This window comes from Mesorhizobium amorphae, from assembly GCF_014843845.1.
Classification (GTDB): domain Bacteria; phylum Pseudomonadota; class Alphaproteobacteria; order Rhizobiales; family Rhizobiaceae; genus Mesorhizobium; species Mesorhizobium amorphae_A.
On the sequence record NZ_JHQS01000013.1, the window covers coordinates 34,541 to 55,806 of the forward strand.

Consider the following 21,266-nt stretch of genomic DNA (forward strand, 5'->3'; position numbering starts at 1 on the left):
ACCTGCCGGGCATATTGACCGTCGACGACGAAATCCGCTCGCTGGAGGCGCTGCGGCGCATCCTGAGCGAGGATTTCGACGTCCCGTGCATAGTGTGCACGGTGCACTGATGGGCGCGCTGTTCGCCGCGCCCGCAGTGGAGGGACGCCTGGTCCGGGTGACGGGGCTGGTGCAAGGCGTCGGCTTCCGGCCGACAGTCTGGCGCATCGCGACTGCTATGGGGCTATCGGGCCATATCCGCAACGATGCTGCAGGCGTGGAGATCGCGCTGTGGTGCAGCGATGCCGAGTTCGAGACCTTCGCGGACAGGCTAAAGGCGCAATGCCCGCCGCTGGCGCGCATCGACGGGATCGAGGCGGCGACGCTTGAGGGGCCGCGGCCGGCAGGCGGCTTCGCTATTACGGCGAGTGCGGGCGGGCAGGTGAAGACCGGCATCGCGCCCGACGCCGCCTGCTGCCCGCAATGTCTTGCGGAAGTGCTCGACCCCAAGGACCGGCGCTATTTCTACCCTTTCGCCAATTGCACGCATTGCGGGCCGCGGCTGTCGATCGTCAAGGCTATCCCCTATGACCGCCGCTCGACCGCTATGGCACGATTTTCGATATGCGAGGATTGCCGGGCCGAGTACGAAAATCCGGCCGACCGCCGCTTTCACGCCCAGCCGATCGCCTGCCCGGCCTGCGGCCCGCGCGTCTGGTTGGAAGGTCCGGACCGCGTCGTGGTCGGCGGCGGCCCGCAGGCGGTGATCCGGGAAGCGGCGGCGCTGATCGGGGAAGGGCGGATCGTCGCGATCAAGGGCATCGGCGGGTTCCACCTCGCCTGCGACGCGACGGACGAAGCGGCGGTGGCGCAGCTGCGCGCCCGCAAGAAACGCGACGGCAAGCCGTTCGCGCTGATGGCGCGCGACTTGGAGCAGCTTGCCGAATTCGCGGAGCTGTCGGGCGAGGATCGCGCGGCGCTTGCCGCCCGAGCGGCGCCGATCGTGCTGGTGAAGCGCCGTGACAGCTGCAGCGTTGCGGCGGGCGTGGCGCCGGAGCACGAGCGGCTCGGTTTCATTCTGCCCTACACGCCCCTGCATCATCTCTTGCTGCGAGCGCTGGCCGCTCCGGTGGTGATGACCTCCGGCAATCGCTCGGGCGAGCCGCAATGTACGGACAACGACGAGGCGCGGCAGGAGCTTGCCGGGATCGCCGACTTCTGGCTGATGCACGACCGCGAGATTGTCAACCGGCTAGACGACAGCGTGGTGCGCCGCGACGGTCACGGCATTTCGGTGTTGCGGCGCGCGCGTGGTTTCGCGCCGGAGCCGCTGGCGCTGCCGGCGGGCTTCGATGGCCCGGTCAGGGCGCTGGCTGCGGGCGGCGACCTAAAGGCCGCGTTCTGCCTGGCGGGCGACGGTAAGGCGCTGCTGTCGCAGCATCTCGGCGACCTCGACGAGCTGAAGAACCAGGACGCGTGGGGGCAGGCGTTGGGGCTGTATCGAAGCCTGTTCGACACGAAGCCGGACCTCATTGCGGCCGATCGGCATCCGGGCTACCGTTCGACCCGGCTTGCCATGGAGCTTGCCCGTGAGACCGCGGCGAGGTTTGTGCAGGTCCAGCACCATCACGCGCATCTCGCCTCGTGCCTTGCCCAGCACGGCCGCGCAATCGACGCACCGCCGGTGCTCGGCATTATCCTCGATGGTCTCGGATACGGCGATGACGGCACGATCTGGGGCGGCGAGTTCCTGCTCGGCGGCTATCGAGGGTTCCGCAGGCTGGCATACTTCGAGCCGGTCGCCATGCCCGGCGGCGACAAGGCCAGCGTCGAGCCGTGGCGCAATGCCTATGCGCATCTGCGGGCGGCTTTCGGTCCGGATTTCCTGGCCAAGCTTCCTGTCGATCGGCCCTTCGTCCGCGCCTTGGCCGAAAAGCCGCTTGGCGTGCTGGACCGGATGATCGAGAGGGGCGTCAATGCTCCGCTTGCTTCCTCGGCGGGGCGCCTTTTCGATGCCTGCGCGGCAGTCCTCGGCATCTGTTTCGAGCGCCAGAGCTACGAGGGGCAAGCCGGCATGGAGATGGAGGCGCTCGCCAGCCCGTTCATGGATGCGGCCGAGGCTTGGCCAGCAACCTCGCCGAAGGGGCCGGTTATCTCCTGGAAAGGTCTGTGGGAAGCGCTTCTTCGCGATCAGGCTTCGGGCGTCGAAACCGGGCTGATTGCCGCGCGCTTCCACAGGACGCTGATAGAGATCATCTCGCGGAAAGCCATCGGACTCACTAAGGAAAACGGCGTCGGCACGGTCGCACTGTCCGGTGGCGCTTTCCAGAATCGGCTGCTGCTCAACGGCGTACTCGCCGAGCTCACAGTTGCGGGATTGGAGGGGCTGGCGCACGCAAGCGTTCCCGCAAACGACGGCGGTCTGGCGCTCGGCCAGGCAATGATCGGCCTAGCCCTTTGGCATTGAGACCAATCGTTGAAGAATTTCAGCATCGTCAATATAGGACGGTGCGCATTGTGACGAGCGGCGGCCAGCTTGGCGCATTCGTCCGGGCTGTAAGTGGCGTATCGCCGGGTAAAAGGACTAGCTAGGAATGATGCTCCGAGAGGGAATAGGCGAGGACAGGTACCTCCAAGCCGCGCAGCCAAGTAGCGTTTCCCTCTCCCGCTACCAATCCCACCCTAAGGGATTGATCTGATTATAAGAGATTGATTTCAAAACGATTCTGTTCTCGCAGCCGGTACCATTTACCGGCACATTACGAGAAGATATGGCGATACCTCGTCGGCACCGGCTCCGAGCAAAAGCTTACCTGCACAAGCGAGATGAAGAGAATTCGCGTACAGGGGCATATTTCCTTAGCTCGGATCATCCTGAGTATGACGAGTTGGTTGCAGAGGCCGCCGCCGACGTCCGCGAAGCCTTGAATGAGGCGTCCGGCGAGCGTCGCACCACCGATCCCCGCGCCCTTGAACTGCTGGTTGAACACGGCGTAGTGGCGCAAGCCAAAGCGGACGAACTGAAAGGATCGGGCTGGCCGGACGAATTGGCCACGCATCGCGCCTTCCAATATTTCTGCCGCTTGATCGAACAAGCCGATTTGGCGCTAGCCAATCGTCGCTATCGCTCATGGGAAACCGGCTGCCTGTCTAGAATCGATTACAACGCGTTCGGTGCAACAATCAGCCCTGTCGCGCAGCCGCGACACTCGCTCCCCGCAGTCGCCGGCAAGACCCTAGCCGATCTGAAATCAACATTCATGGCGCAGCGAGCGGTAGGGGTCACGAAATCAAGGGCCGCCCAATACGCATCCCCTTCCGCGTCTTGGAAGAGCAGTTGGGATCAAACGTTGAATTGTGTGCGATCAGCCGCGATGACGCCCGAAAAGTTGCCGAGTTTCTGCCTCGCATCCCCTCCCACGCCACACAGCATCATAAAGGCTACAGCTTGACCGACGCGGCGGCGCGACACGCGGCAGCGACCGGGGCACCCGCCAACAGATCGAGTGAAGCCCAAAAACATCTGCAGGTCATCAACCTTATATTCAAATTTGCCTTAAACGAAGGCTCACGGAACCAAACTTGGCAAAAATGGGTGCATCGCTCGCAGCGAAATACGCCGGGCAGGCCGATGCTTGCAAATTGGTCCGCAACTCGCTCTTCATGACGCAGAGGGCATCTCAATCAGATCCATGTGCAAACTCCTGAACGAACGTCATCTACCGGCCTACGGGGGCGGGAACTGGCACGTGACATCGGTCGCGAGGACATTGCGGCGATACCGTTCACTGACACAGTCAGGGATGCATCAATGAAAGACCTCACGACTAAGGAGCTAAGAACTTTATTTTCGCATGCAGATGCCTTGTTCAGCAAGAAATCGTTTATAGCTCCTAAGTCTTTTTTTGAGATTCCGAAAGACAAGTATTTTGCGCGCGAGATAAAGATTGCCAAGAATAAACAAAGTTATTTGACCGATCATGGGCTCAAGAACTTCGTCAAGGTCGTTGAGCTACTCGACAAACGTGACATTTTTTCTGGGCAAGCGGAATTCTCGAATATCTGGAGCGCCTGGAAGGCTACCGTCGAAAATTGGTTCTCAGATGGCCTCCAGCCAGAGAGTGGGAGTGAAGTCGTGAACGCCATTGCGGATCGTCTGACCCCTACCATTCGAAAACATAATTTTATCGTTCCAATTTTTGGCCTCAAACTCGAAAGGAATGAGCCCTTTCAAGTCGGATCGATGTCGATTTTGCGAGACCCGGAACCGCTGCTGGACAGAGCCGGTGTCTCGCGCAATTCCGATGACATCTCTTCCATCCAGGAGATAAATCAAGGCAACCTCTGGCTCTTCGGCTCAGCGCACGGCACTGCGAATGTGGCTCAGCGGGTGTTTTACGAACAGGCTACTTTGACCGTTGGTCTGATCGCTATTGCGGCGGCAGCTAGATACGAAGGAGGCGCCACCGCTTTCCGGATAGGGATTAGTATGTCGCCGGAAGACACCTTGGGGCGCGCGGCCTGGATGTCTTGGGACGACATTGAGAATAGTCTTACGACGCACTACAAATTCGCAAGAGGGCAGCCGTTTGCGGTCGATACCGAGCTATCTTCTGTATCGGATGATATTAAGATGGTGCATCTGGCTTTCGCGATCTTGCAGAAGGAGAAAAAAACTCCTCTCGAAGAGGCCATCGAGAGGGCTATTTACTGGTTCTCAGACGCCCACCGAGACTCGTCACTTGTCATGAGAATCGTCAAATACTGGAGTTGTGTCGAGGCATTCTTCTCGCTGAAAAAAGAGGAAATAACGCATTCGGCTTCGGCGGGACTCGCCAGCATACTAGTTTATGGTGGTTTTCGGTACGCCGACCTTTCGGAATACAAACCCCTAAAAAAGCAAATCAGCAAACTTTATGACGTCAGATCAAAAGCTGTCCACAGCGCCGCACATCGCCACGTAACGGAGGAAAACGTTGCCCAGTTTAGCCAGTGGGTCGCCTGGATGATTATCGAAATTGTGGGCCTGAGTGCGCAGGGCTATACGACGCTTGCCCAACTCAAGGAACAAGTCGATCGGCTCGACTCTATCAGCCGAACGATGCCGGGCAAGAAATCTTGACTGCTTCATACAGGCGAAGCGTCAGGGTAGCACACTGCATTGTTAGCAGGCGAACCGGCGTGATACTGATGCATAGAGCGGTGACATACTTTTTTTGGGGGAAGCATGCCTTCTGTAACCGATCCGGCAAGAGAACTTGCAGACGTCTTCGAGAGGCTTTCACCGGGTGCAAAAGGCCGCGGTGACGATCATTTGGCCTCACAGTTCGGCGTCGCTGCTTGGTCCACCAATTTCTATCAGATCGTTTTCTGCATAACCGAGCGCTCCGACGCATTAATGGAAATTATTGCGGGGCTTGAGATGGACGATGATTTAAAGAACGACGCAAGACGGCACCTCAAGGATATACGGCAGGCCTTTGCACGGGACTCACTCTCAAAGAGCTGGCAGGATGTGGGGGCAAAACATCTTCGGAGGGAGAATGTTCAGCCGATCAAGATGCTTTCTCCTTACGTTCGACAGAAAATCTTCTACCCCAAACTTGACGACGAAGAGGTGAAAGAACTGCTAGAGCTTCTAGCGAAGCTGCAAGACTGGCTAGAGAAGCAGCAACTCGCAGAGCAGGATTTCGTTCGGCAGGCAATTTTGGAGAGTATCCGGAATGTTCGCTTTCGGCTCGAACGAATCGGGTGGCTAGGATGGGGATACACTGTAAGTTCAATTCGAGAGGTAATCGGCGCGTACCTTGCTTTGGAAAGTGGACTTCCGGATGTCGCAGTCGCGCCTGACGCCGAGGCGGTTTTGAAAAAGGTTCGAGCGTTCCTAAAGACCTTCTACGAAAAAACCGGAACGATGAAGGACGTGGTCGACACCGGGGACTTTTTGTTGAAAGCCTACGGTGCCGCATCTTTAGTTTATCACGGCGCGGGAATTGCCGGGCTGTTGACGTATGCCGGAATCAGCCCGTAGCGACGGAGGCACCGAATGCGCGGTTGGAATGACGGTGATGAGGACTTTCACATTTCCGCCGTCTGAGCGACGGCTCATCACACCGCCATTGGACTTGTCGGTTCAAACACTTTATGACCAGTGGAATGAAAAGGCTTCTGATACTCCCTGTAATACAACGAGGATACCTGTGGGACAACAGAAAGTCCAGCCGGTTAATAGAATCGATACTGCTTAATATTCCGATTCCCGTAATGTATTTCGCAGAAACCGAGGAGGCGAGATACGAAATGTTTGATGGGCACGAATGGGTTCGTTCTATAGATCGTTACTTTAATAATGAATTCGCACTTGGCGGGCTATCGGTCCTACGGGAATATAGAGCAAAGAATTTTTTTCAGCTTCCGGAACGTGAACAACGGTTCTGCCGAATGCGGACTCACAGGATTATACTTGTCTCCATTTATTCTCAACCGAACATGAAATTTGAAATATATGAAAGACTGAATACCGGCTCCATAATGCTCAACGCGCAAGAGCTTCGCAATTCAATTTACCGGGGCCCATTTAACGACCTTCTTCACGAACTCGTAACAGACACCACTTTTCGATCACTGATCGGCACCAAAACGCCCCGTCGCCGAATGGTAGACGAAGAACTGTTGCTGCGATCTTGCCCGAATTTTCTGTCACTTGACGTCGATAAAACTGCCGACACCGGCGATGTATTGAAAAGAATAATGGCTGGCACCACGGATAACGAAAATCCCGCAGACCTCGATGAGATGGAAGTACAGCAGTCCGCTGAATCTGGGTCTCGATGAGGATCGTCTGGCGGCAACGCTGCTCGTCTCGATCTTCTCCGTCCTGCGCAACCTCTTCGTTCCACCCCGCTCAAGACGCTCCGCGTTTCAAATCCACCTTCCCCGTCTGAACGCAATGGCGGAGTCGAAGGCCGTGACTGCGGTCAGCTGACAGCAGAGCACGCAGCTTCAGCGCGTTTCTATGACAGCGCCCAGCGCTCGGTTGCATGCCCGGCAGTCGGGCTCATTGTCGGCCTTCTGACAACGTCGGACAAGGAACGCTGCACTATCAGAGCGATCATGTTGTCTAAAAATGGCTTTCTGGATTGGCATGGCATTTGCTCCGCTAATCGCAAATAGCAACGGCACGAACCGCGCAGGAGTTCCTCCATAAACAGCCTCAGGGAGTCGCCAATCGCCCGCCGCTTAAGGAAGCTCAGCAGTGTGACATCGATGAGGACCTGGCGGAAGGCCGGACAGGTCCGCGATACCGACAGGTGGACGGCCTAATCTGTTTGTACTCGTTCTGCACAGTAGGATGGATGATGGCCAGCACAAAGGAAAGTTTGACCGTGGACGTTGTCGAAAGTGTTTCAATACCTGTCAGGAGGTCACGGATGTCATTCTTCTCGGCGGACCTGGCCCTACTGGGTGTCGCATTCTTTTGGGGCGCGAGCTATCCGGTCGCGAAAGGCGCACTATTCTATGCGCCGGTTTTGATCGTCATTTTTTATCGCTTCCTGATTACCACGATCTTTACGGCAGTGGTGGCAAGACATGAGATCACATCGATCTCATGGGGCGATTGCATCCGCGGCCTCGTATTGGGGACAATACTTTTTTTGATCTTTATTGCTGAGACTTACGGTGTTGCATCAACAAGCGCCATGAACACGGCTCTGATCATTTCGCTTTGTGTAATTTTCACGCCGATCATCGACTATGGGCTATCGCGGCGACTTCCACCAACGGGCATATTGGCAAGTGCTGCCATATCCTGCATCGGTGTAGGCATTCTCACTGGCGGGATCGGCAAGTTCAGTCCGGGTGACGTGCTTGTGCTGGGGGCTGCGATTCTGCGGGCGATTATGGTCGTTTCCACCAAACGCCTTCTGACCGGCCGACAGATTTCGTCTGCAGCACTGACGGCCATCCAGGGATCGGCAGTGGCAACACTCACTTTCGTTTTGGCCGTCGCTCAATTCGGAATCTCCGGCCTTATTGTGAAGGCCAACCTTCAGTTTTGGGGCGCTGTCGCCTTCCTTTCACTCTTCTGCACCATCGCTGCATTCTACATTCAAAACGCCGCGGTCAGAAAATCCACCCCGACACGGGTTGGCTTCCTGATGGGAACAGAACCTCTTTTTGGTTTCGTCCTCGCGCACCTTCTCCTGACAGAATCTTTGACCGCAACGAGCTTGATAGGAGCAGGCCTCATCCTCGCCGGAACCTTTGCCGGCATCTTTTTCGAGAACAGGAACTGACAAATGAATCCCGTCTCAACTTCGATCAAACCACCGATCGGCGGCATTTCGAGTTTCGAAGATCTGGAGGCTTTTCCGAACCGAAACGCACCAGTTGCAACCATGTTCAGCGGCGGTCTCGACAGCACCTACCTTCTCTACAAGCTGCAAAGCCTTGGCTTTGCGAACATTGAAGCTGTCGCAGCGGATGTCGGATCGTCAATCGACAAGCCTTCGCTGGAACAGGCGGCAGCCCGGTTCGGCGCGCGCTTTGTCTGTCTCGAAGGGCGGGAAGCTTTTGTCGAACAAGGCGTGAAACCCGCCATTCGGGCCCACGCCAAGTACCATGACAACTATCCGTTAAGCAGTTCCTTGAGCCGTCCCGTAATTGCCTCGTTGGTTGTTGACCATGCAACGTCAATCGGCTCACGGCTGCTTCTTCATACAGCAAACCTTTCGCAAAACAGTCTTCCGCGCCTTAATAATAGTATCAAGCGCTCGGGATTTTCCGGTAACTTCGGCAGTCCGTATGAACGCTCGGTAATTTCCCGGCAGCAGAAAGCCGCTGCCCTCTCCAAGTTCGGACTGACTTTTGTAACGGACCGCACGTGGAGCGGGGACGAAAATCTCTGGTGCCGGGAATTCGAGTCTGGGCCTTTGGAAGATCCCGAGAACTTTTCCATCCCGGAAGAGGCATTTGATTGGACGCGCAAAATTAACGCAGAGCAGCCGGTAGAGATCAAACTCGGGTTTATCGACGGAAATCTCGTGTCAATTGATGACCGTGATGTTGCACTGATCGACACAATCCCGCTCCTGAATAAAACAGTTGGCAATTTCGGACACGGTCGCTTTGTTGGCCTTGAACACATCTCAACCGGTGAAAAGGTTCTCGAAGTCCGCGAGGCCCCTGCGGCGGCCATTATCATGGACGCGCTGCGGCACCTCGAAACCGCTTCCCTTGGCGTCGGATCAATCGTGTTGAAGCAAGGGCTTGAGCAAGCCTGGTCCCAGGAGGCGGTTTCAGGTGCATGGGGCAGTACTATTCACAAGATGTGCGAACGGGCCATAACGTCCGCACTCGAGGGCGTCAGCGGGAGCGTCAGCTACATAGTCGATAACACGCGCTTTTTACCTCGGTCCATCATAGCCAGCACGCCGAAATACATTAGGGACCGCCACCTTTGGGAATACCAAGCCGCGAGCCGGGAAGCGTCCTCTAAAACTTCCCCCCTCGCCAAATGCCAAAACGGGAGACACCCATGATCGCACCTCAGGCGCTATGCAGCCTCAGTCAAGAATGCACTGATCATCTGATGACAGATGGATCCTGGTTTTCGAGAGGTGAGCGCACCGAATCCTGCTTCGGCATCGAAATTGATGCCGGCTGGAAGAACTTTGCTGACCACTGGAATCGACTGCTTCTCGATGAATACATGCGTGACGGTGGGACATATCGCTACAGGCGCTATAGCGCGTTTGAATATGACGCAGTTGACGGAATTTTTCGGCTCCTGCCGCATGCCCCTTACGAGCAATCGAAAACCATCAACCTCTTGAATGGCGGCTTCAAGCGTTACTTCGAGCCCCTTGAACAATCCTTTATAGATCATCCTGTCTTAAACAAGATTCTGACAGGTTTCTGCAGAATTCTATGTGAAGCCGCTCGACATGATCGTTGGAATATCAAGCTCCACCCCTACCGGATTGTTGCACGCGACGGTGTAAACGGCAAACCAGCACCCGAGGGCCTTCACCAGGACGGGGTGGATTTCATCGTTTCTTACATGATCGGGAGGGTTAACGTCACCGGCGGTATGAGCACGATTACAGATACCTCAAAGAGGTTCCTCAGCGAGGTCGAAATGAACATGCCGAATGATTTTGTGATCTGCGACGACCGCAAGAGGTTTCACGATGTATCATCGATCGTGACCGAAAATCCGAAAATGCCGTTCGCATATCGTGACGTCCTTGTCATCGCCTTCGAGAAACTATGAATCAAGCCTTGAACCTAAGCACGTTGCGACAATCGGATTACCCAACGTTCCTGACGCCAAGAGCGCCAAGACCATTTTCGATGGACTTAAATACGAAATTGAACGTGACAACCTCGCGCTTCTTCCTGGTGCAAGAACGATGCAGGATCGATTTTTTGCATATTTGCTGACGCGGGCGCAGAACACATCATGCGCGCGAGCGTGTGATCTGGCGTGCAAATTTTTGCTCAGATTTTCATCTGTTGCCACCGTCGGGCACCGCTCTTGCGCATCGGCTCGACCTTCCCAATTCCGGCGCGATCGATCTCCGTTGAACTTGGCGGTCTTGATAATCGTCTATCGGCCATGAATCGAACCCAGCCTAAGAAGCCACCCCACGCTCTACGTCCGGTTTCGTCAACGTCCCGCCGGAAGCGGAGTGGCAGTTAGCGGTTCCAAAGGCTGTCGGCGGCAATGCACCGCATTGTAGGGTGGTGTTTGCCGATCCCGGAAGCTCCCATCCGTTCATGTGCGCGACCAACCTCCGCAGAACGTCTTTGCTTGGTGGTTTACCGAGGGGCGGCTTCTGGATCCAAGGACAAACAAAGGAGACGGCCCGACTCGCCATCAAGTTTGACACAGGATTCTGGGCCGGGCCTACCACACGGTTTGGGGATGGGCGGCTCTATAGTGCACCGCACCCAGTCGCTGAAGAGCACCGACTGCGATTCTGCCGATCCCTAGGCCTCGTGCGCGGCGGGGGCGCGTAGCGCCTGCTCGTTGGCGTCCTCGGCGCGCCAGACGTCGAAGGACTCGCGTGCGACGTTGGTCAGCATGCTCGTGAACGCGTCCGGGTTCGCGGCGTAGAGCGCGTGGCGCATCTCTGTGAACGCGTTGAACTTCTCGCCTCTGCCGCTTTCAAGGAAGTGCGCCTTGTATCGCCGAACGAGCCCGATCGTCGACCGAAGGTAGTTGTTGAACTGCCCGCGGCTGATCTTCGACTCGCGTTCGATCACCTCCGCAGTGAAGCCATCGACCTTCTTCGGCTCGAAGTCGACGTCTGGAAAGAAGTGACGGGCGATGCGCAGCAGCCTGAAGGCGTCCAACGGAGCATACTGCCCGCGCACGATGTCGTCGGCCTTACCTGTCGGCTCCGCGGGCTCTGCGCCGTGCGCGGCCTCCTGCGCTTCCGGCTCCGGTTCCGGCTCGGCCTCGGCCTTCTCTATCTGCAGCTCGGTCTCGTCGCGGACCTGGCGGAACTCGCGGTCGGCGAGCTCGAACAGGGCGGCGAGTGTGTTGATGCGGCGCTTGAGCGACGCGGGAATTGACTTCTTGTACTTGATCTTGTGGTCAAGCGTGCTCCAGGAGTCTTGGATGATCGTGCGGATCTGAAGCTCGAAGCGGAAGGGCGCAAAGAGCTGGTATTCGGGCATCACCGCGCGTGCCGCGTCGAGCTTCAGGTCGAGGTGAAGGCCCTTGTAGCCGAAGGCGTTCTCCGTGCCTTCGATTTCGGCAGTCTTGTCGGTGACCTCGATCACGTTGAAGTGCTGGTGGACGAGTTCGCCCATCCGCTCGATCTCATCCTCGTAAAGACACACGAGCCGCAATCCGATCAGGTCGGTAATATGGTCCTTGATCTCGTATGGCGTCTCGTTCTTTTCGAGAGCGCTCTGATATTTCCGTGTGAACTTCGTGATCGACTCCTCCCGGTCCTTGATGCGGCCGGTAGCGGCAGCCACCGCAAGATCGCCATGGGCGAGAAGTGAGCTGAGCAGGGTGAGGAAGGCGTCCTTCGCCTGCTCAAGGCGCTGTGCGTTGTCGTTGTAGTAGTTGCGGAATGCGGCCTTCTCGGCCTCAAAATCAAGTGACGGCATGCTGATTGCTCCCCCGTCTGCACTAAAGCCTGCCAGCAGCCGCCAGCAAAGCGATTTTTCGGAACCTTACCCGGGATCGATTTAGCCGTTTGTCCGCCGCGGTGCGCTCGCGCTACGGCAGCTCTCGGGAAGGCGTACTCGCCGAGCTCACAGTTGCAGGATTGGAGGGCTGGCGCGCGCAAGCGTTCGCGCAAACGACGGCGATCTCGCGCTTGGCCAGGCAACGATCGGCCTAGGCTTTCGCATTGAGACCAATCGTTGAAGAAAAAATATCAGCATCGCAAGGCGATGCGCATTGTGACGAGCGGCGGCCAGCTTGGCGCATTTCGTCCGGGCCGGAGTGGCTCATCTGCGCGTATCGTCGGCTAAAAGGACTAGCCAGCAATGATGCTCCGAAAGCGAATCGGCGAGGACAGATACCTCTAAGTCGGGGAGCCAAGTAGCGTTTCTCCAATGGCTCTTCTTAGGCCGCTGACAATGCGCGTTCCACGGCTTCGGGTTCTTTCTCAATGACAGTGAGAAGGATGCGAGACGGCGCGTCGATATTCGAGCGGCCCTGTTCCCAATCACGAACACGACCGAAGGAAAAACCGTAGCGGGCTGCGAATTCCTTCTGCGACAATCCCAATTTCCGGCGGATGGCACGCACATCGACCGTTGCAGGGATATGAATGCCATATTCTTCAGTTGGGGCGTCGCCCTTGGCATATGCAAGAGCTTCCCGAGCGCCATGCAAAATCCTCGATCCTGCCTTGCTCATTTTCGACTCCTGATCTTCTTCACTTGCGCTCCGACGGTCTCCCGCCAGATTTGGGAAGCGCCGTCAAAATCTTGCGAAACTCGTTACGTTCGGCCTTTGCGATCTTCGCCTGTGTGTCCTTGCTGTAGATGTCGAGCAGGAAAACTGGAATGTCCTCATCGGTATAGAACGTGATGATGCGATAGCCTCTGCTCTTTCCCTTGCCACGGCCGCCGAAACGCAGCTTTCGCGCCCCGCCGGTGCCGGCCATGATATCGCCTGCATCGGGGTTGGCTGCGAGGAAAGAAACGATCTCGTTTCGCTCCTCCTCGGAAACATTCTCATCCTTCGCGGATGCCAGATAACCGGGTGTTTCGATGACCGTAATAAGTACGGAATTTCCGCATGTTTGTCAATCAAAAAGGTACGGAAATTCCGCACATGGCTGAGGTCTCATTTCCACGAGATATAGGGTTTCGGCTGCAACCGGCACGATCCGGCGGGTTTGAAGTATTGGAGAATGCCGGAAACCACCTTCGATCCCGTCGTTTCCCGGTGCTTTTGCAATGCCCGTCCGTCGTCCGGTAAGAATGATTTGTTCCGCGAACGCCTCGATACCATCATCAATCCGCGCCATCCGCTGGTCCGGTTGTCGGCATTGAAGTGGTCGCGCTTTGATATCGCCCGGTCGGCAGGCCAGCCAAGCCGACGCGGCTGATGGTCGGTCTGCATTACCTCAAGCACGTCCACGACCTGTCCGACGAAGAGTGGTGGAGTGTTGGGTGGAGAACCCTCATTGGCAGTTTTTCTGCGGCTTCGAGTTCTTACAGCACGAGCCGCGATGCCGTACCGCTTGGCCTGACGCACCAGGATCTGGATTGCCTCGAGGTAGAGCCGGGTAAGATACTTTTCTAAATACGCGTCATCCATTCCAGCTATCTCCGACTAGCCACTCTGACCATTGCCATACCATGTGCCCTTCCTGGTTCCATGCTGCGCCAGGTGCTTTGCATCAACCAACATCGCCAGATGCTTTTTGACGGTGTTGCGGTTTGCGCCTGTCAGGTTGACGATCTCGCCAATCGTCATGCGCCCGCGCTCTTTGATGGCCTCAACGATTTGAAGTGAGAGTTTCGGCAACGTGCCGAGCACGAGACCTTCGCGTTCAATCTTTTTCTCAAGGCGGCGTTTTTGCTGCTGAAGGACGCGCAGAAAATACACAGCCCACGGCTGCCAATTTGGCTTCGGACTGCGGATCGTTTTCTGGGTCTGGCGGAGCGCCAGGTAGTAACCCTCCTTGCTGTTCTCAATCACGCTTTCGAGTGAAGAGTAAGGCACATACGTATAGCCGCTGCGCATCAGCAGGAGCGTCGTCAGAACGCGGGACAGCCGACCGTTGCCGTCCTGGAATGGATGGATCTCCAGGAATACCACGGTGAAGATAGCGACGACGAGCAGAGGATGCAGGCTTTGCTCATTGAGCGTACCGCGCGTCCACTCGATAAGTTCCTTCATCCGCTTTGGCGTATCGAAAGGCATCGCCGTTTCGAAGATGACGCCGATCTCTTTTCCGTCGGCATCGAACGCACTCACATTGTTGGCGAGCGTCTTGTACGCGCCGCGATGGCGCTCATCCTTATTGCTGAATGCCAGTAGGTCACGATGTAGCTGCGTGACGTGGTTTTCGGTAAGATCGATCGCATCGAAATGCGCAAAGATCGTTTCCATGACCTGCGCATATCCGGCGACTTCCTGCTCGTCGCGGGATTCGAAGGTTTTAATATCGAGGTTAGCAAGCAGCCGCTCAACTTCGGCGTCGGTGAGCTTGCTGCCTTCGATACGGGTAGAAGAGCCAATGCTCTCGATGGTCGCAACACGGCGCAAAGCCGACAGGCGCTCTGGCGCGAGCGTGCCCAGCGCGCGCCAGGCCCCTTTGAACTCATCGATCTCCGATACGAGAGAGAGGATTTCGGGGGTAATTTGCAGGGAATCGATCTTCAGAGTCATACCCAAAAATATACCCAAAAATACCCAAAAAATCAAGAAGCCGTGGTCACCCAATAAAGGACCCATAAATACCCAAACGAAGGGAAGGTCTCATTATGTCGCGTCGGCTTAGGCTGAGCGGGCTCTCGTGAACCGAGCCGAAGTCTCGGCCAGAGGGCATCGATCCCTCGCAAGAAACGAAGACTAGGGCCAGCCCCTTCCGCGTCCCTCGCCGATTTTTCTTCCGTTTCCGACAATCAGAGAAGTTTGGGCCAAGCCCCAAGCCGCATCCCTTTAATGTGCGTTGATGGGAGCGTAGCGGAAGGCATCGCACACAGTGCGCAGATCGTCCCGGACTTGCGCCGCCGCAAACGTGCTGTCGAGCACAAAAAGCGATGCGCGGAGAAGCTTGCCATCGCGCTCGCCGATATAGGGCTTCTCGCCGTGGAACACGATATTGCGGACGAGGCCAATGGCTTCAAGTAGCATCTGTGAATTCACGATATTGGCCTACTCTGTGAACTCGACGCCTTGCACCAGCGTGACTGTGAGTCGCTTGGGCGGAGCTTCGAAAAAGATGCGTGCGCCGTCCTCGCCCTTCATTCTCTGAAAGAATGGATCGCCAAGGTCTGTGCCGAATTTATCCAATTCGGACTCGCTCTCCCGCCGACCTGGCCTTACACATACCCTCCGCGCTTCAGGGCGAATTCGAAGCGCGAAAACGTTGCGAAGAACTCGAGCGCAATCGGCTCAATGAGGTGCTCGATGCCGTGCCCATACTCGTTCAAGTGTCACTCCCTACACGGTTCGAGCCGGCGATGTCGCGGCATTGCATTATGATCGCATCGAGCACCACTTCGATACGCTGCGTGTCATACCCAGAACTCGGCAGTGTTTCAGGGGTAAGCGTCCGGAATGGCTGAAGATAGCTCTCCTTGAAATCGAGAGCGCCGTGCCAGCGGCCGAGTTCTTTCTTGAAGTTGCTCCGCGTCGCCTGTGCGGTCGGCCGACCAGGAAGCGCGAGATCGAGGTAACATTCAATCGCGGCGGCGCGACCGTTGATATCGGCGTTTGCACTCCGTCGGGACCAAGGATCGGAAACGACCTCAGTGTATCGTGATCGGGTAGCACCATATTGCGCATGTTTGCGGGCAATTTCATGGAGGCCACCTTTTGCGATGCCTCAACGCCTTCGGCATCGTTGTCGAAGACAAACACGGTCTGATTCTGCACATCGATCTTCGCGAGCCCTTCGGCAAACTTGCGAAGCTGGCCAGTGCCAGAGAAAGGGTGCCCCTCACTCACATCGACAAAACGGAAGAAGTCACTAACTCCAGGGCGCAGGAGGTTGAAGGCATGCTGAAGCACATGGACATCTGAGCTGCCTTCGGTTGCAATTAGGAATCGCTCTCTTCGCCGCGCATCGCCCACGAACTCGTCAAGTTCGGCCCAGCCAGCTTCCACGAGCGGGCCGTACTGCCACGTCACATTAAGTTCGAGGTTTTCTGCGTTATTCGAGAGCACGCGTAAAATGCTGTATGGGTGAAGGAAGTCGAGAATGCTCCCGAAATACGAGCGTTCCGAATAAAAGCTCCTATCCCAAAGATTCGCGTTCGGCACGTTATCCACCAAGGACAACGAGGCGAAGCGTCCCTTTCTCTTCTCATCGTCGAGTTTCAAGTCGAGCGTGTCGTCGAGATCACCCACAGCATGCTTCGTTGCAAACGCGATGAATTCTTGAAAGCTCAGCGCTTCCTTTGTTGGCTCTTCTTCAGACTGATTTTCCGCCCAGTACTCAACCGCACGGGCATATTCTAATTCGATCGAAGGCAGGGTGTGGCCAAGCAGTTCGAGACGTGGAACCATGTCGGCAAGCTTGCGGACAAAGGACGCCTCCATCAAAGCAAGTTCCGGGTCATCCCGGTCTTGATAATATTCGTAATCGGTCTGATCTGAAGGTGCCCGTCCACGGTCGGACTGTTGGAACAATGAGCCATGGTCGATCCCCCGATGGTTCTTACTCCACGCGACGTCCATTCCGCCGATCGACAATGCGATCTCTGTTCCCATTCATTCTCCTTACCAAACGCCGCCCGGGCAGCGTGGTTAAAGTGTACAGAAAATACGGGGCTCAGGCCATTGGGGCTTCGCCCCAGGCACGCACAAGGGCGCGGTCTCCCGAGGCTCCGCGCCTTCGGCTTGTGCGCCCCCCACGCTGATCCTTGTCCGCGCCACCCCCATTCTCGCCGAAGGGCAGGGTCCAGCGGGGCTGAACCCAGATAACGAAGTCAAGATCGTGAAATCATTCATGATTGCGTCCAGCTCCGCATCCGCCAAGGCGGGTTGAGTTGCTGGCAGGGTATCATTGAACCTTTCAGCCAAGCGCCGACGACTATCCCGACGTGCCGGATGCGCTCGGCCATCGTGAGACTATCGAGCGCGGCCTGCGCGACGCGATCACGCGCACCATAATCACCTTGCCCGAAGAGCTGCGCCGATCGCTGACGTGGGATCAAGGAGCCGAAATGGCTCAGCATGCGCGCTTGACGATCGATGCCGGCGTCCAGGTCTACTTCTGCGATCCACAAAGCCCATGGCAGCGCGGCACCAACGAGAACACCAATGGACTGCTGCGCCAGTACTTTCCGAAAGGCACTGATCTCAGCGCGCACAGCGCCGAGGAGATCGCCGCCGTGGCGGCAGCCCTAAACTCCAGGCCACGAAAAACACTGCACTGGAAAACGCCCGCGGAGGCGCTTGACGAGTGGCTGCGGTAGGTCAAAAAGATCGGTAGCGACCGTTTGAATCCGCCCAATACACCAGCGAGCAGTTCCAGCGCCTGATGGCCGATCACGGCATCACCTGCTCAATGAGCCGGTCGGGCAACGTCTGGGACAATGCTGCGATGGACAGCTTCTTCTCGTCGCTCAAGACCGAGCGCACGGCCCGCAAGATCTACAGGACGAGGGATGACGCCAGGGCCGACGTGTTCGATTACATCGAGCGCTTCTACAATCCCCGGCGAAGGCACTCGACACTGGGCTATCTCAGTCCCGTCGAGTTCGAGGAACAAGCTATGCTAGCTTAACAGCGTGTCCGAAAAACCGGCAGCAGGCCAGGCGCCCGATCGAGGGCATTAGCTTTGAAGCGGGCAGTTTCCCGATCGAGGTCGCGCTCTTGCTGAAGGGTCGCGGACTCATCGTTGATGCTCTCACCCACCTGCTTCAGCTCGTCATCGAGAGCATCGCTCAGCATCTTATCAAATGCCGCGAGTTGCTCCTCCAATGTCTCCTTAGCCACAGCTTGGTCCCCTCACACCCTTTCGTGGCTATGTAGCTGAAAACGTTTCGCCCTTAAAGGCCAGCTTCAGCACGTCCTTTGCCTCATCCCGTGAGCTCCAACTCGTCGGCGACCCGGGGGACAGCTTTCTGGCGGCCAGCGTCAGCTCGTCGCCATCGCTCGGGTGCTGCTTAAGGACGCGCCAATCCTCCTTCTCGACGAGGCGACTTCCGCGCTGGACCCTGAAGCCGAGGCGGCGGTCCAGGACAAGCTCGCCTTTCTGATGGAGGGCAAGACGATGATGGCGATTGCACACCCGCCTGTCGACGATTGCCAGCGTGGACAGGATCGTCGTGCTCGACAATGGGCGCATCGTCGAGGAAGGGACTCCCTCGGAGCTGTTCATACGCTGCGGCTGCAAATGCGCGCTCTTGCCTTCTTGGCGAACGCCCAAACCATCAGCGGGTATTCCTCGTCGTTGCTGAGGTCCCGCCACAGGCCATAGGCGCGCACGGGTCCGCCGATATGAGCCTTGGCGCAGGCCTTGTTGCCCCAGCCGAAGGCTTGCACGTCCTTCTCGGCGAAGCCGCCTTCGACCATCAGCTGTTTCAACCCTGCGGGCGTCCAACGGTTATAATCGTGCGGCCTGGCATGGACCCGGAAGAGGAATGGCGTCGCCACCATCGCCCAGCCGCCGGACTTGGTCATGGCATGGATGTTGGCGGCGGCTGCCTGCGGCCGCTGCACATGCTCCAGCACCTGGTCGGCAATGACGATAGAATATTGCTCGTCGGTGCGGTCACGACAGATGTCGAAGTCGGGGAAGTCCACCGATCGGTAGTCCGGGCACATCGCCCGCCAATAGCGGTTCCAGCCTGGCGAGATTTCGATCACGTCGCGCGATTTGCATTTGGCTGCTTCGAGGAAAAGTAGTGAAGGCTTGGATCTGACGGATGCGCAGCCAGTTGCGGGAATCATAACGAAGCACCCGCTTTACTGCCTGCTTCCCGTGGACTTTCATAGCGCCAAGGCTGGTCCTCATTTCGACCCCTTCTTTTAGATTCATAGCATTGCGGTTGAAAGGGAAAAGGGCGCAATCACCGACCTCCCTTCCCGTCGAGGTGAAGAGTCGCCCTTGTAGTAACGGTCGTCGCAGGGTGCAAGGAGATAGGCCAGAGGAGGGTAGCGGCTGAGCTGGTTGTCGCGGTGTTGCGTCGCGGTGGCGCTATCACCGCCCACTGGGCCAATCAGCGCGCCGCTCGCCGCACCGATCATTGTGCTTATGGTGTTGCCGCCGATGTCTTGGCCGACCAGCGCCCCGTCGGCGCGACCGATCACCGCAGTGTAGTGACCCGCTGCTGACCCTCGGTCTGTGCTCGCAGCCTGCCTGCGCCGCCGTCAGCAGTGCAGCCACTATGGCTTAACGACCATCTCTAGAACTCCCCTCTGCAGCCCCAAGGACTAAAAGCGCGGGCGATTGCGGCGGGTGCGGTCGCATTGGAGGGGAACGGCGGCGGCCTCTGCTCCCGAAGTGAGTCATGATTTCCTGGCCATTGAAAACCATCGTCTGGAAAGCAAATTGACGAATGGCCGCATCGCCGTCACCCCTTACATCCAGTGGTTCACGGCGTCTGCGCCGCCAAGTCCCATCCAGAACAACCGACGCTCTGTGGCAGGCCATTGGCGAGATTTGCAATCACTTCTCCCCAACAGAATGCAGATACTACTTCACTGCCGCGGCATATGGGGCTCACATGCCGGCGCTCTAGCGGAGCGCACACTGTCGGGGCTGCTTGGCCGACCCGGACCGCGCTCTACGCGACAACCGGCGCCGACAGCCAAGTGGCTGACACCCAGATTGGAGCGCCAGGTGGAATCCTTTCAGCGTCGGCTGCTCAAGCACGCGCGGACCCGATGTCCTCTGGACCGGTCTCCCATCAAATCGCACCCGACTCGCTGCCCCAACATGTTCCAGGTCTCCGAGGTGAGCTGGTACCGGTCTCGAGGATCGCTATCCGACGCTTTGTGTCGCCATTGTCTGGTCTGCAACACGGCTTGTTCGGACAATCGCTTGTTCGGCTTCAAGTTAAATCCCTGAAAAGCAACCACGAAATTTTTCTACGACCCGATCGGCCAAGTTGGCACGAGTCTTGAAACCCTTTGGTGCGAGGCGGCGAGAGCTGCCGACCGGCATTCATGTCGCGGGCAGCCGCGATGGATTGAACGAAGGAAGGAAAGCTACATGTCAGGTCTGCGTCAGATCGCCTTTTACGGCAAGGGCGGCATCGGCAAGTCCACCACCTCCCAAAATACGCTCGCCGCCCTTGTCGACCTCGGGCAGAGGATCCTCATCGTCGGCTGCGACCCCAAAGCCGACTCCACCCGCCTGATCCTGAACTCGAAGGCGCAGGATACGGTCCTGCACCTCGCGGCGCAGGAAGGTTCGGTCGAAGACCTCGAGCTCCAGGACGTGCTCAAGGTCGGCTATAAGGGCATCAAGTGCGTGGAATCCGGCGGTCCCGAGCCGGGTGTCGGCTGCGCCGGCCGCGGCGTCATCACCTCGATCAACTTCCTCGAGGAGAACGGCGCCTATGACGATGTCGATTATGTCTCCTACGACGTGCTCGGGGACGTGGTGTGCGGCGGCTTCGCGATGCCGATCCGCGAGGGCAAGGCCCAGGAAATCTATATCGTCATGTCCGGCGAGATGATGGCGCTCTACGCCGCCAACAACATCGCCAAGGGCATCCTGAAATATGCCCATTCGGGCGGCGTGCGGCTCGGCGGCCTGATTTGCAACGAGCGCCAAACCGACCGCGAGCTCGACCTCGCCGAAGCGCTGGCTTCCAGGCTCAATTCCAAGCTCATCCATTTCGTGCCGCGCGACAACATCGTCCAGCACGCCGAGCTCAGGAAGATGTCCGTTATCCAGTATGCGCCGGACTCCAAGCAGGCGGGGGAATACCGGGCGCTGGCCGAGAAGATCCATGCCAATTCGGGGCAGGGCACCATCCCGACCCCGATCACCATGGAGGAGCTTGAGGAGATGCTGCTCGACTTCGGCATCATGAAGACCGACGAGCAGATGCTTGCCGAGCTTCAGGCCAAGGAAGCGCCGAAGGCGGCCGCACAGTAACGAACACTGCCGACATGA

General features: G+C 57.5%; 17 protein-coding genes and 6 pseudogenes. 14 read left to right on the forward strand and 9 right to left on the reverse strand.

The window, feature by feature from the left end:
• Positions 1-85 precede the first annotated feature (85 nt).
• The 9 genes and pseudogenes from hypF (at position 86) to DH08_RS36080 (ending at position 10,255) form a co-directional block, all read left to right on the forward strand.
• Positions 86-2,446: a carbamoyltransferase HypF gene (gene hypF / locus DH08_RS06655; protein ID WP_345892354.1), complete on the forward strand. Its 2,361-nt coding sequence runs from the start codon at positions 86-88 to the stop codon at positions 2,444-2,446.
• 304 nt (positions 2,447-2,750) lie between these two features.
• A complete protein-coding gene (locus DH08_RS06660; protein ID WP_192178544.1) occupies positions 2,751-3,431 on the forward strand; it encodes a hypothetical protein in 681 nt (226 codons plus the stop codon).
• Between the two features lie 359 nt (positions 3,432-3,790).
• Entirely contained in the window at positions 3,791-5,101 is a 1,311-nt protein-coding gene (locus DH08_RS06665) for a HEPN domain-containing protein (RefSeq protein WP_192178546.1), read from the forward strand.
• Positions 5,102-5,206: 105 nt separating this feature from the next.
• Complete coding sequence (locus DH08_RS06670) at positions 5,207-6,010, forward strand: hypothetical protein (protein WP_192178548.1); 804 nt, start codon at positions 5,207-5,209, stop codon at positions 6,008-6,010.
• 125 nt (positions 6,011-6,135) lie between these two features.
• Positions 6,136-6,813 carry a GmrSD restriction endonuclease domain-containing protein gene (locus DH08_RS06675; protein ID WP_192178550.1) on the forward strand — a complete coding sequence of 226 codons (678 nt, stop codon included), beginning with the start codon at positions 6,136-6,138 and terminating at the stop codon, positions 6,811-6,813.
• Between the two features lie 25 nt (positions 6,814-6,838).
• A pseudogene (locus DH08_RS36070) lies at positions 6,839-6,964 on the forward strand (IS6 family transposase); the annotation flags it as partial.
• A 445-nt stretch (positions 6,965-7,409) separates the two neighbouring features.
• Positions 7,410-8,276 (forward strand): DMT family transporter, encoded by an 867-nt coding sequence (locus DH08_RS06680; protein ID WP_192178552.1) that lies wholly within the window; start codon positions 7,410-7,412, stop codon positions 8,274-8,276.
• 3 nt (positions 8,277-8,279) lie between these two features.
• On the forward strand, positions 8,280-9,521 hold the full coding sequence (locus tag DH08_RS36075; RefSeq protein WP_246800707.1) for an argininosuccinate synthase-related protein: 1,242 nt from the start codon (positions 8,280-8,282) through the stop codon (positions 9,519-9,521).
• Positions 9,518-10,255, forward strand: coding sequence for a 2OG-Fe dioxygenase family protein (locus DH08_RS36080; RefSeq protein WP_246800708.1), 738 nt, complete (start codon positions 9,518-9,520; stop codon positions 10,253-10,255). Before DH08_RS36075 ends, DH08_RS36080 begins: the two co-directional genes overlap by 4 nt.
• Positions 10,256-10,974: 719 nt before the next feature.
• On the opposite strand, the gene DH08_RS06690 is transcribed toward DH08_RS36080, so the two are convergent.
• From DH08_RS06690 to DH08_RS06700, 3 genes are all read right to left on the reverse strand, one after another.
• Entirely contained in the window at positions 10,975-12,108 is a 1,134-nt protein-coding gene (locus DH08_RS06690; RefSeq protein ID WP_192178554.1) for a GTP pyrophosphokinase, read from the reverse strand.
• Between the two features lie 463 nt (positions 12,109-12,571).
• Positions 12,572-12,868 carry a helix-turn-helix domain-containing protein gene (locus DH08_RS06695; protein ID WP_192178556.1) on the reverse strand — a complete coding sequence of 99 codons (297 nt, stop codon included), beginning with the start codon at positions 12,866-12,868 and terminating at the stop codon, positions 12,572-12,574.
• Positions 12,869-12,887: 19 nt separating this feature from the next.
• On the reverse strand, positions 12,888-13,118 hold the full coding sequence (locus DH08_RS06700) for a type II toxin-antitoxin system RelE/ParE family toxin (protein ID WP_246800709.1): 231 nt from the start codon (positions 13,116-13,118) through the stop codon (positions 12,888-12,890).
• A gap of 249 nt (positions 13,119-13,367) precedes the next feature.
• On the opposite strand from DH08_RS06700, the pseudogene DH08_RS06705 reads away from it, so the two are divergent.
• A pseudogene (locus DH08_RS06705) lies at positions 13,368-13,683 on the forward strand (transposase); the annotation flags it as partial.
• Positions 13,684-13,792: 109 nt separating this feature from the next.
• Here the strand turns inward: DH08_RS06705 and DH08_RS06710 are convergent.
• From DH08_RS06710 to DH08_RS06720, 3 genes are all read right to left on the reverse strand, one after another.
• The gene (locus tag DH08_RS06710; RefSeq protein WP_192178558.1) at positions 13,793-14,854 is read right to left on the reverse strand and encodes a Fic family protein; all 1,062 of its coding nucleotides are present in this window, start codon (positions 14,852-14,854) and stop codon (positions 13,793-13,795) included.
• 273 nt (positions 14,855-15,127) lie between these two features.
• Positions 15,128-15,334, reverse strand: coding sequence for a hypothetical protein (locus DH08_RS06715; RefSeq protein WP_210328555.1), 207 nt, complete (start codon positions 15,332-15,334; stop codon positions 15,128-15,130).
• Positions 15,335-15,667: 333 nt separating this feature from the next.
• A complete protein-coding gene (locus tag DH08_RS06720; RefSeq protein ID WP_210328556.1) occupies positions 15,668-16,903 on the reverse strand; it encodes a HEPN/Toprim-associated domain-containing protein in 1,236 nt (411 codons plus the stop codon).
• Positions 16,904-17,277: 374 nt separating this feature from the next.
• On the opposite strand from DH08_RS06720, the pseudogene DH08_RS06725 reads away from it, so the two are divergent.
• Both DH08_RS06725 and DH08_RS06730 read left to right on the forward strand, forming a co-directional pair.
• Positions 17,278-17,610: pseudogene (locus DH08_RS06725) on the forward strand (IS30 family transposase); the annotation flags it as partial.
• 26 nt (positions 17,611-17,636) lie between these two features.
• Positions 17,637-17,921, forward strand: a pseudogene (locus DH08_RS06730) (IS3 family transposase); the annotation flags it as partial.
• Here DH08_RS06730 and DH08_RS06735 read toward each other — a convergent pair.
• On the reverse strand, positions 17,918-18,133 hold the full coding sequence (locus tag DH08_RS06735) for a hypothetical protein (RefSeq protein ID WP_192178562.1): 216 nt from the start codon (positions 18,131-18,133) through the stop codon (positions 17,918-17,920). The pseudogene DH08_RS06730 and the gene DH08_RS06735 sit on opposite strands and share 4 nt — an antisense overlap.
• A 115-nt stretch (positions 18,134-18,248) precedes the next feature.
• Here DH08_RS06735 and DH08_RS06740 point away from each other — a divergent pair.
• Positions 18,249-18,597: pseudogene (locus tag DH08_RS06740) on the forward strand (ATP-binding cassette domain-containing protein); the annotation flags it as partial.
• On the opposite strand, the pseudogene DH08_RS06745 reads toward DH08_RS06740, so the two are convergent.
• A pseudogene (locus tag DH08_RS06745) lies at positions 18,515-19,154 on the reverse strand (class I SAM-dependent methyltransferase). The pseudogenes DH08_RS06740 and DH08_RS06745 sit on opposite strands and share 83 nt — an antisense overlap.
• Positions 19,155-19,174: 20 nt before the next feature.
• Positions 19,175-19,450: a hypothetical protein gene (locus tag DH08_RS06750; protein WP_428338287.1), complete on the reverse strand. Its 276-nt coding sequence runs from the start codon at positions 19,448-19,450 to the stop codon at positions 19,175-19,177.
• A gap of 904 nt (positions 19,451-20,354) precedes the next feature.
• Between DH08_RS06750 and nifH the strand changes: the two genes are divergently transcribed.
• On the forward strand, positions 20,355-21,248 hold the full coding sequence (nifH, locus tag DH08_RS06755) for a nitrogenase iron protein (RefSeq protein ID WP_192178564.1): 894 nt from the start codon (positions 20,355-20,357) through the stop codon (positions 21,246-21,248).
• The last annotated feature ends 18 nt before the right edge of the window (positions 21,249-21,266 follow it).

Bases quoted from the DNA above. Each gene is read 5' to 3' on its own strand.
- DH08_RS06720 (WP_210328556.1), bottom strand. From the start codon at position 16,903: ATGGGAACAGAGATCGCATTGTCGATCGGCGGAATGGACGTCGCGTGG.
- DH08_RS06710 (WP_192178558.1), bottom strand. From the start codon at position 14,854: ATGACTCTGAAGATCGATTCCCTGCAAATTACCCCCGAAATCCTCTCT.
- DH08_RS06695 (WP_192178556.1), bottom strand. From the start codon at position 12,868: ATGAGCAAGGCAGGATCGAGGATTTTGCATGGCGCTCGGGAAGCTCTT.
- DH08_RS06700 (WP_246800709.1), bottom strand. From the start codon at position 13,118: ATGGCCGGCACCGGCGGGGCGCGAAAGCTGCGTTTCGGCGGCCGTGGC.
- DH08_RS06670 (WP_192178548.1), top strand. From the start codon at position 5,207: ATGCCTTCTGTAACCGATCCGGCAAGAGAACTTGCAGACGTCTTCGAG.
- nifH (WP_192178564.1), top strand. From the start codon at position 20,355: ATGTCAGGTCTGCGTCAGATCGCCTTTTACGGCAAGGGCGGCATCGGC.
- DH08_RS36075 (WP_246800707.1), top strand. From the start codon at position 8,280: ATGAATCCCGTCTCAACTTCGATCAAACCACCGATCGGCGGCATTTCG.
- DH08_RS06675 (WP_192178550.1), top strand. From the start codon at position 6,136: ATGAAAAGGCTTCTGATACTCCCTGTAATACAACGAGGATACCTGTGG.
- DH08_RS06665 (WP_192178546.1), top strand. From the start codon at position 3,791: ATGAAAGACCTCACGACTAAGGAGCTAAGAACTTTATTTTCGCATGCA.
- DH08_RS36080 (WP_246800708.1), top strand. From the start codon at position 9,518: ATGATCGCACCTCAGGCGCTATGCAGCCTCAGTCAAGAATGCACTGAT.
- DH08_RS06690 (WP_192178554.1), bottom strand. From the start codon at position 12,108: ATGCCGTCACTTGATTTTGAGGCCGAGAAGGCCGCATTCCGCAACTAC.
- DH08_RS06680 (WP_192178552.1), top strand. From the start codon at position 7,410: ATGTCATTCTTCTCGGCGGACCTGGCCCTACTGGGTGTCGCATTCTTT.
- DH08_RS06660 (WP_192178544.1), top strand. From the start codon at position 2,751: ATGGCGATACCTCGTCGGCACCGGCTCCGAGCAAAAGCTTACCTGCAC.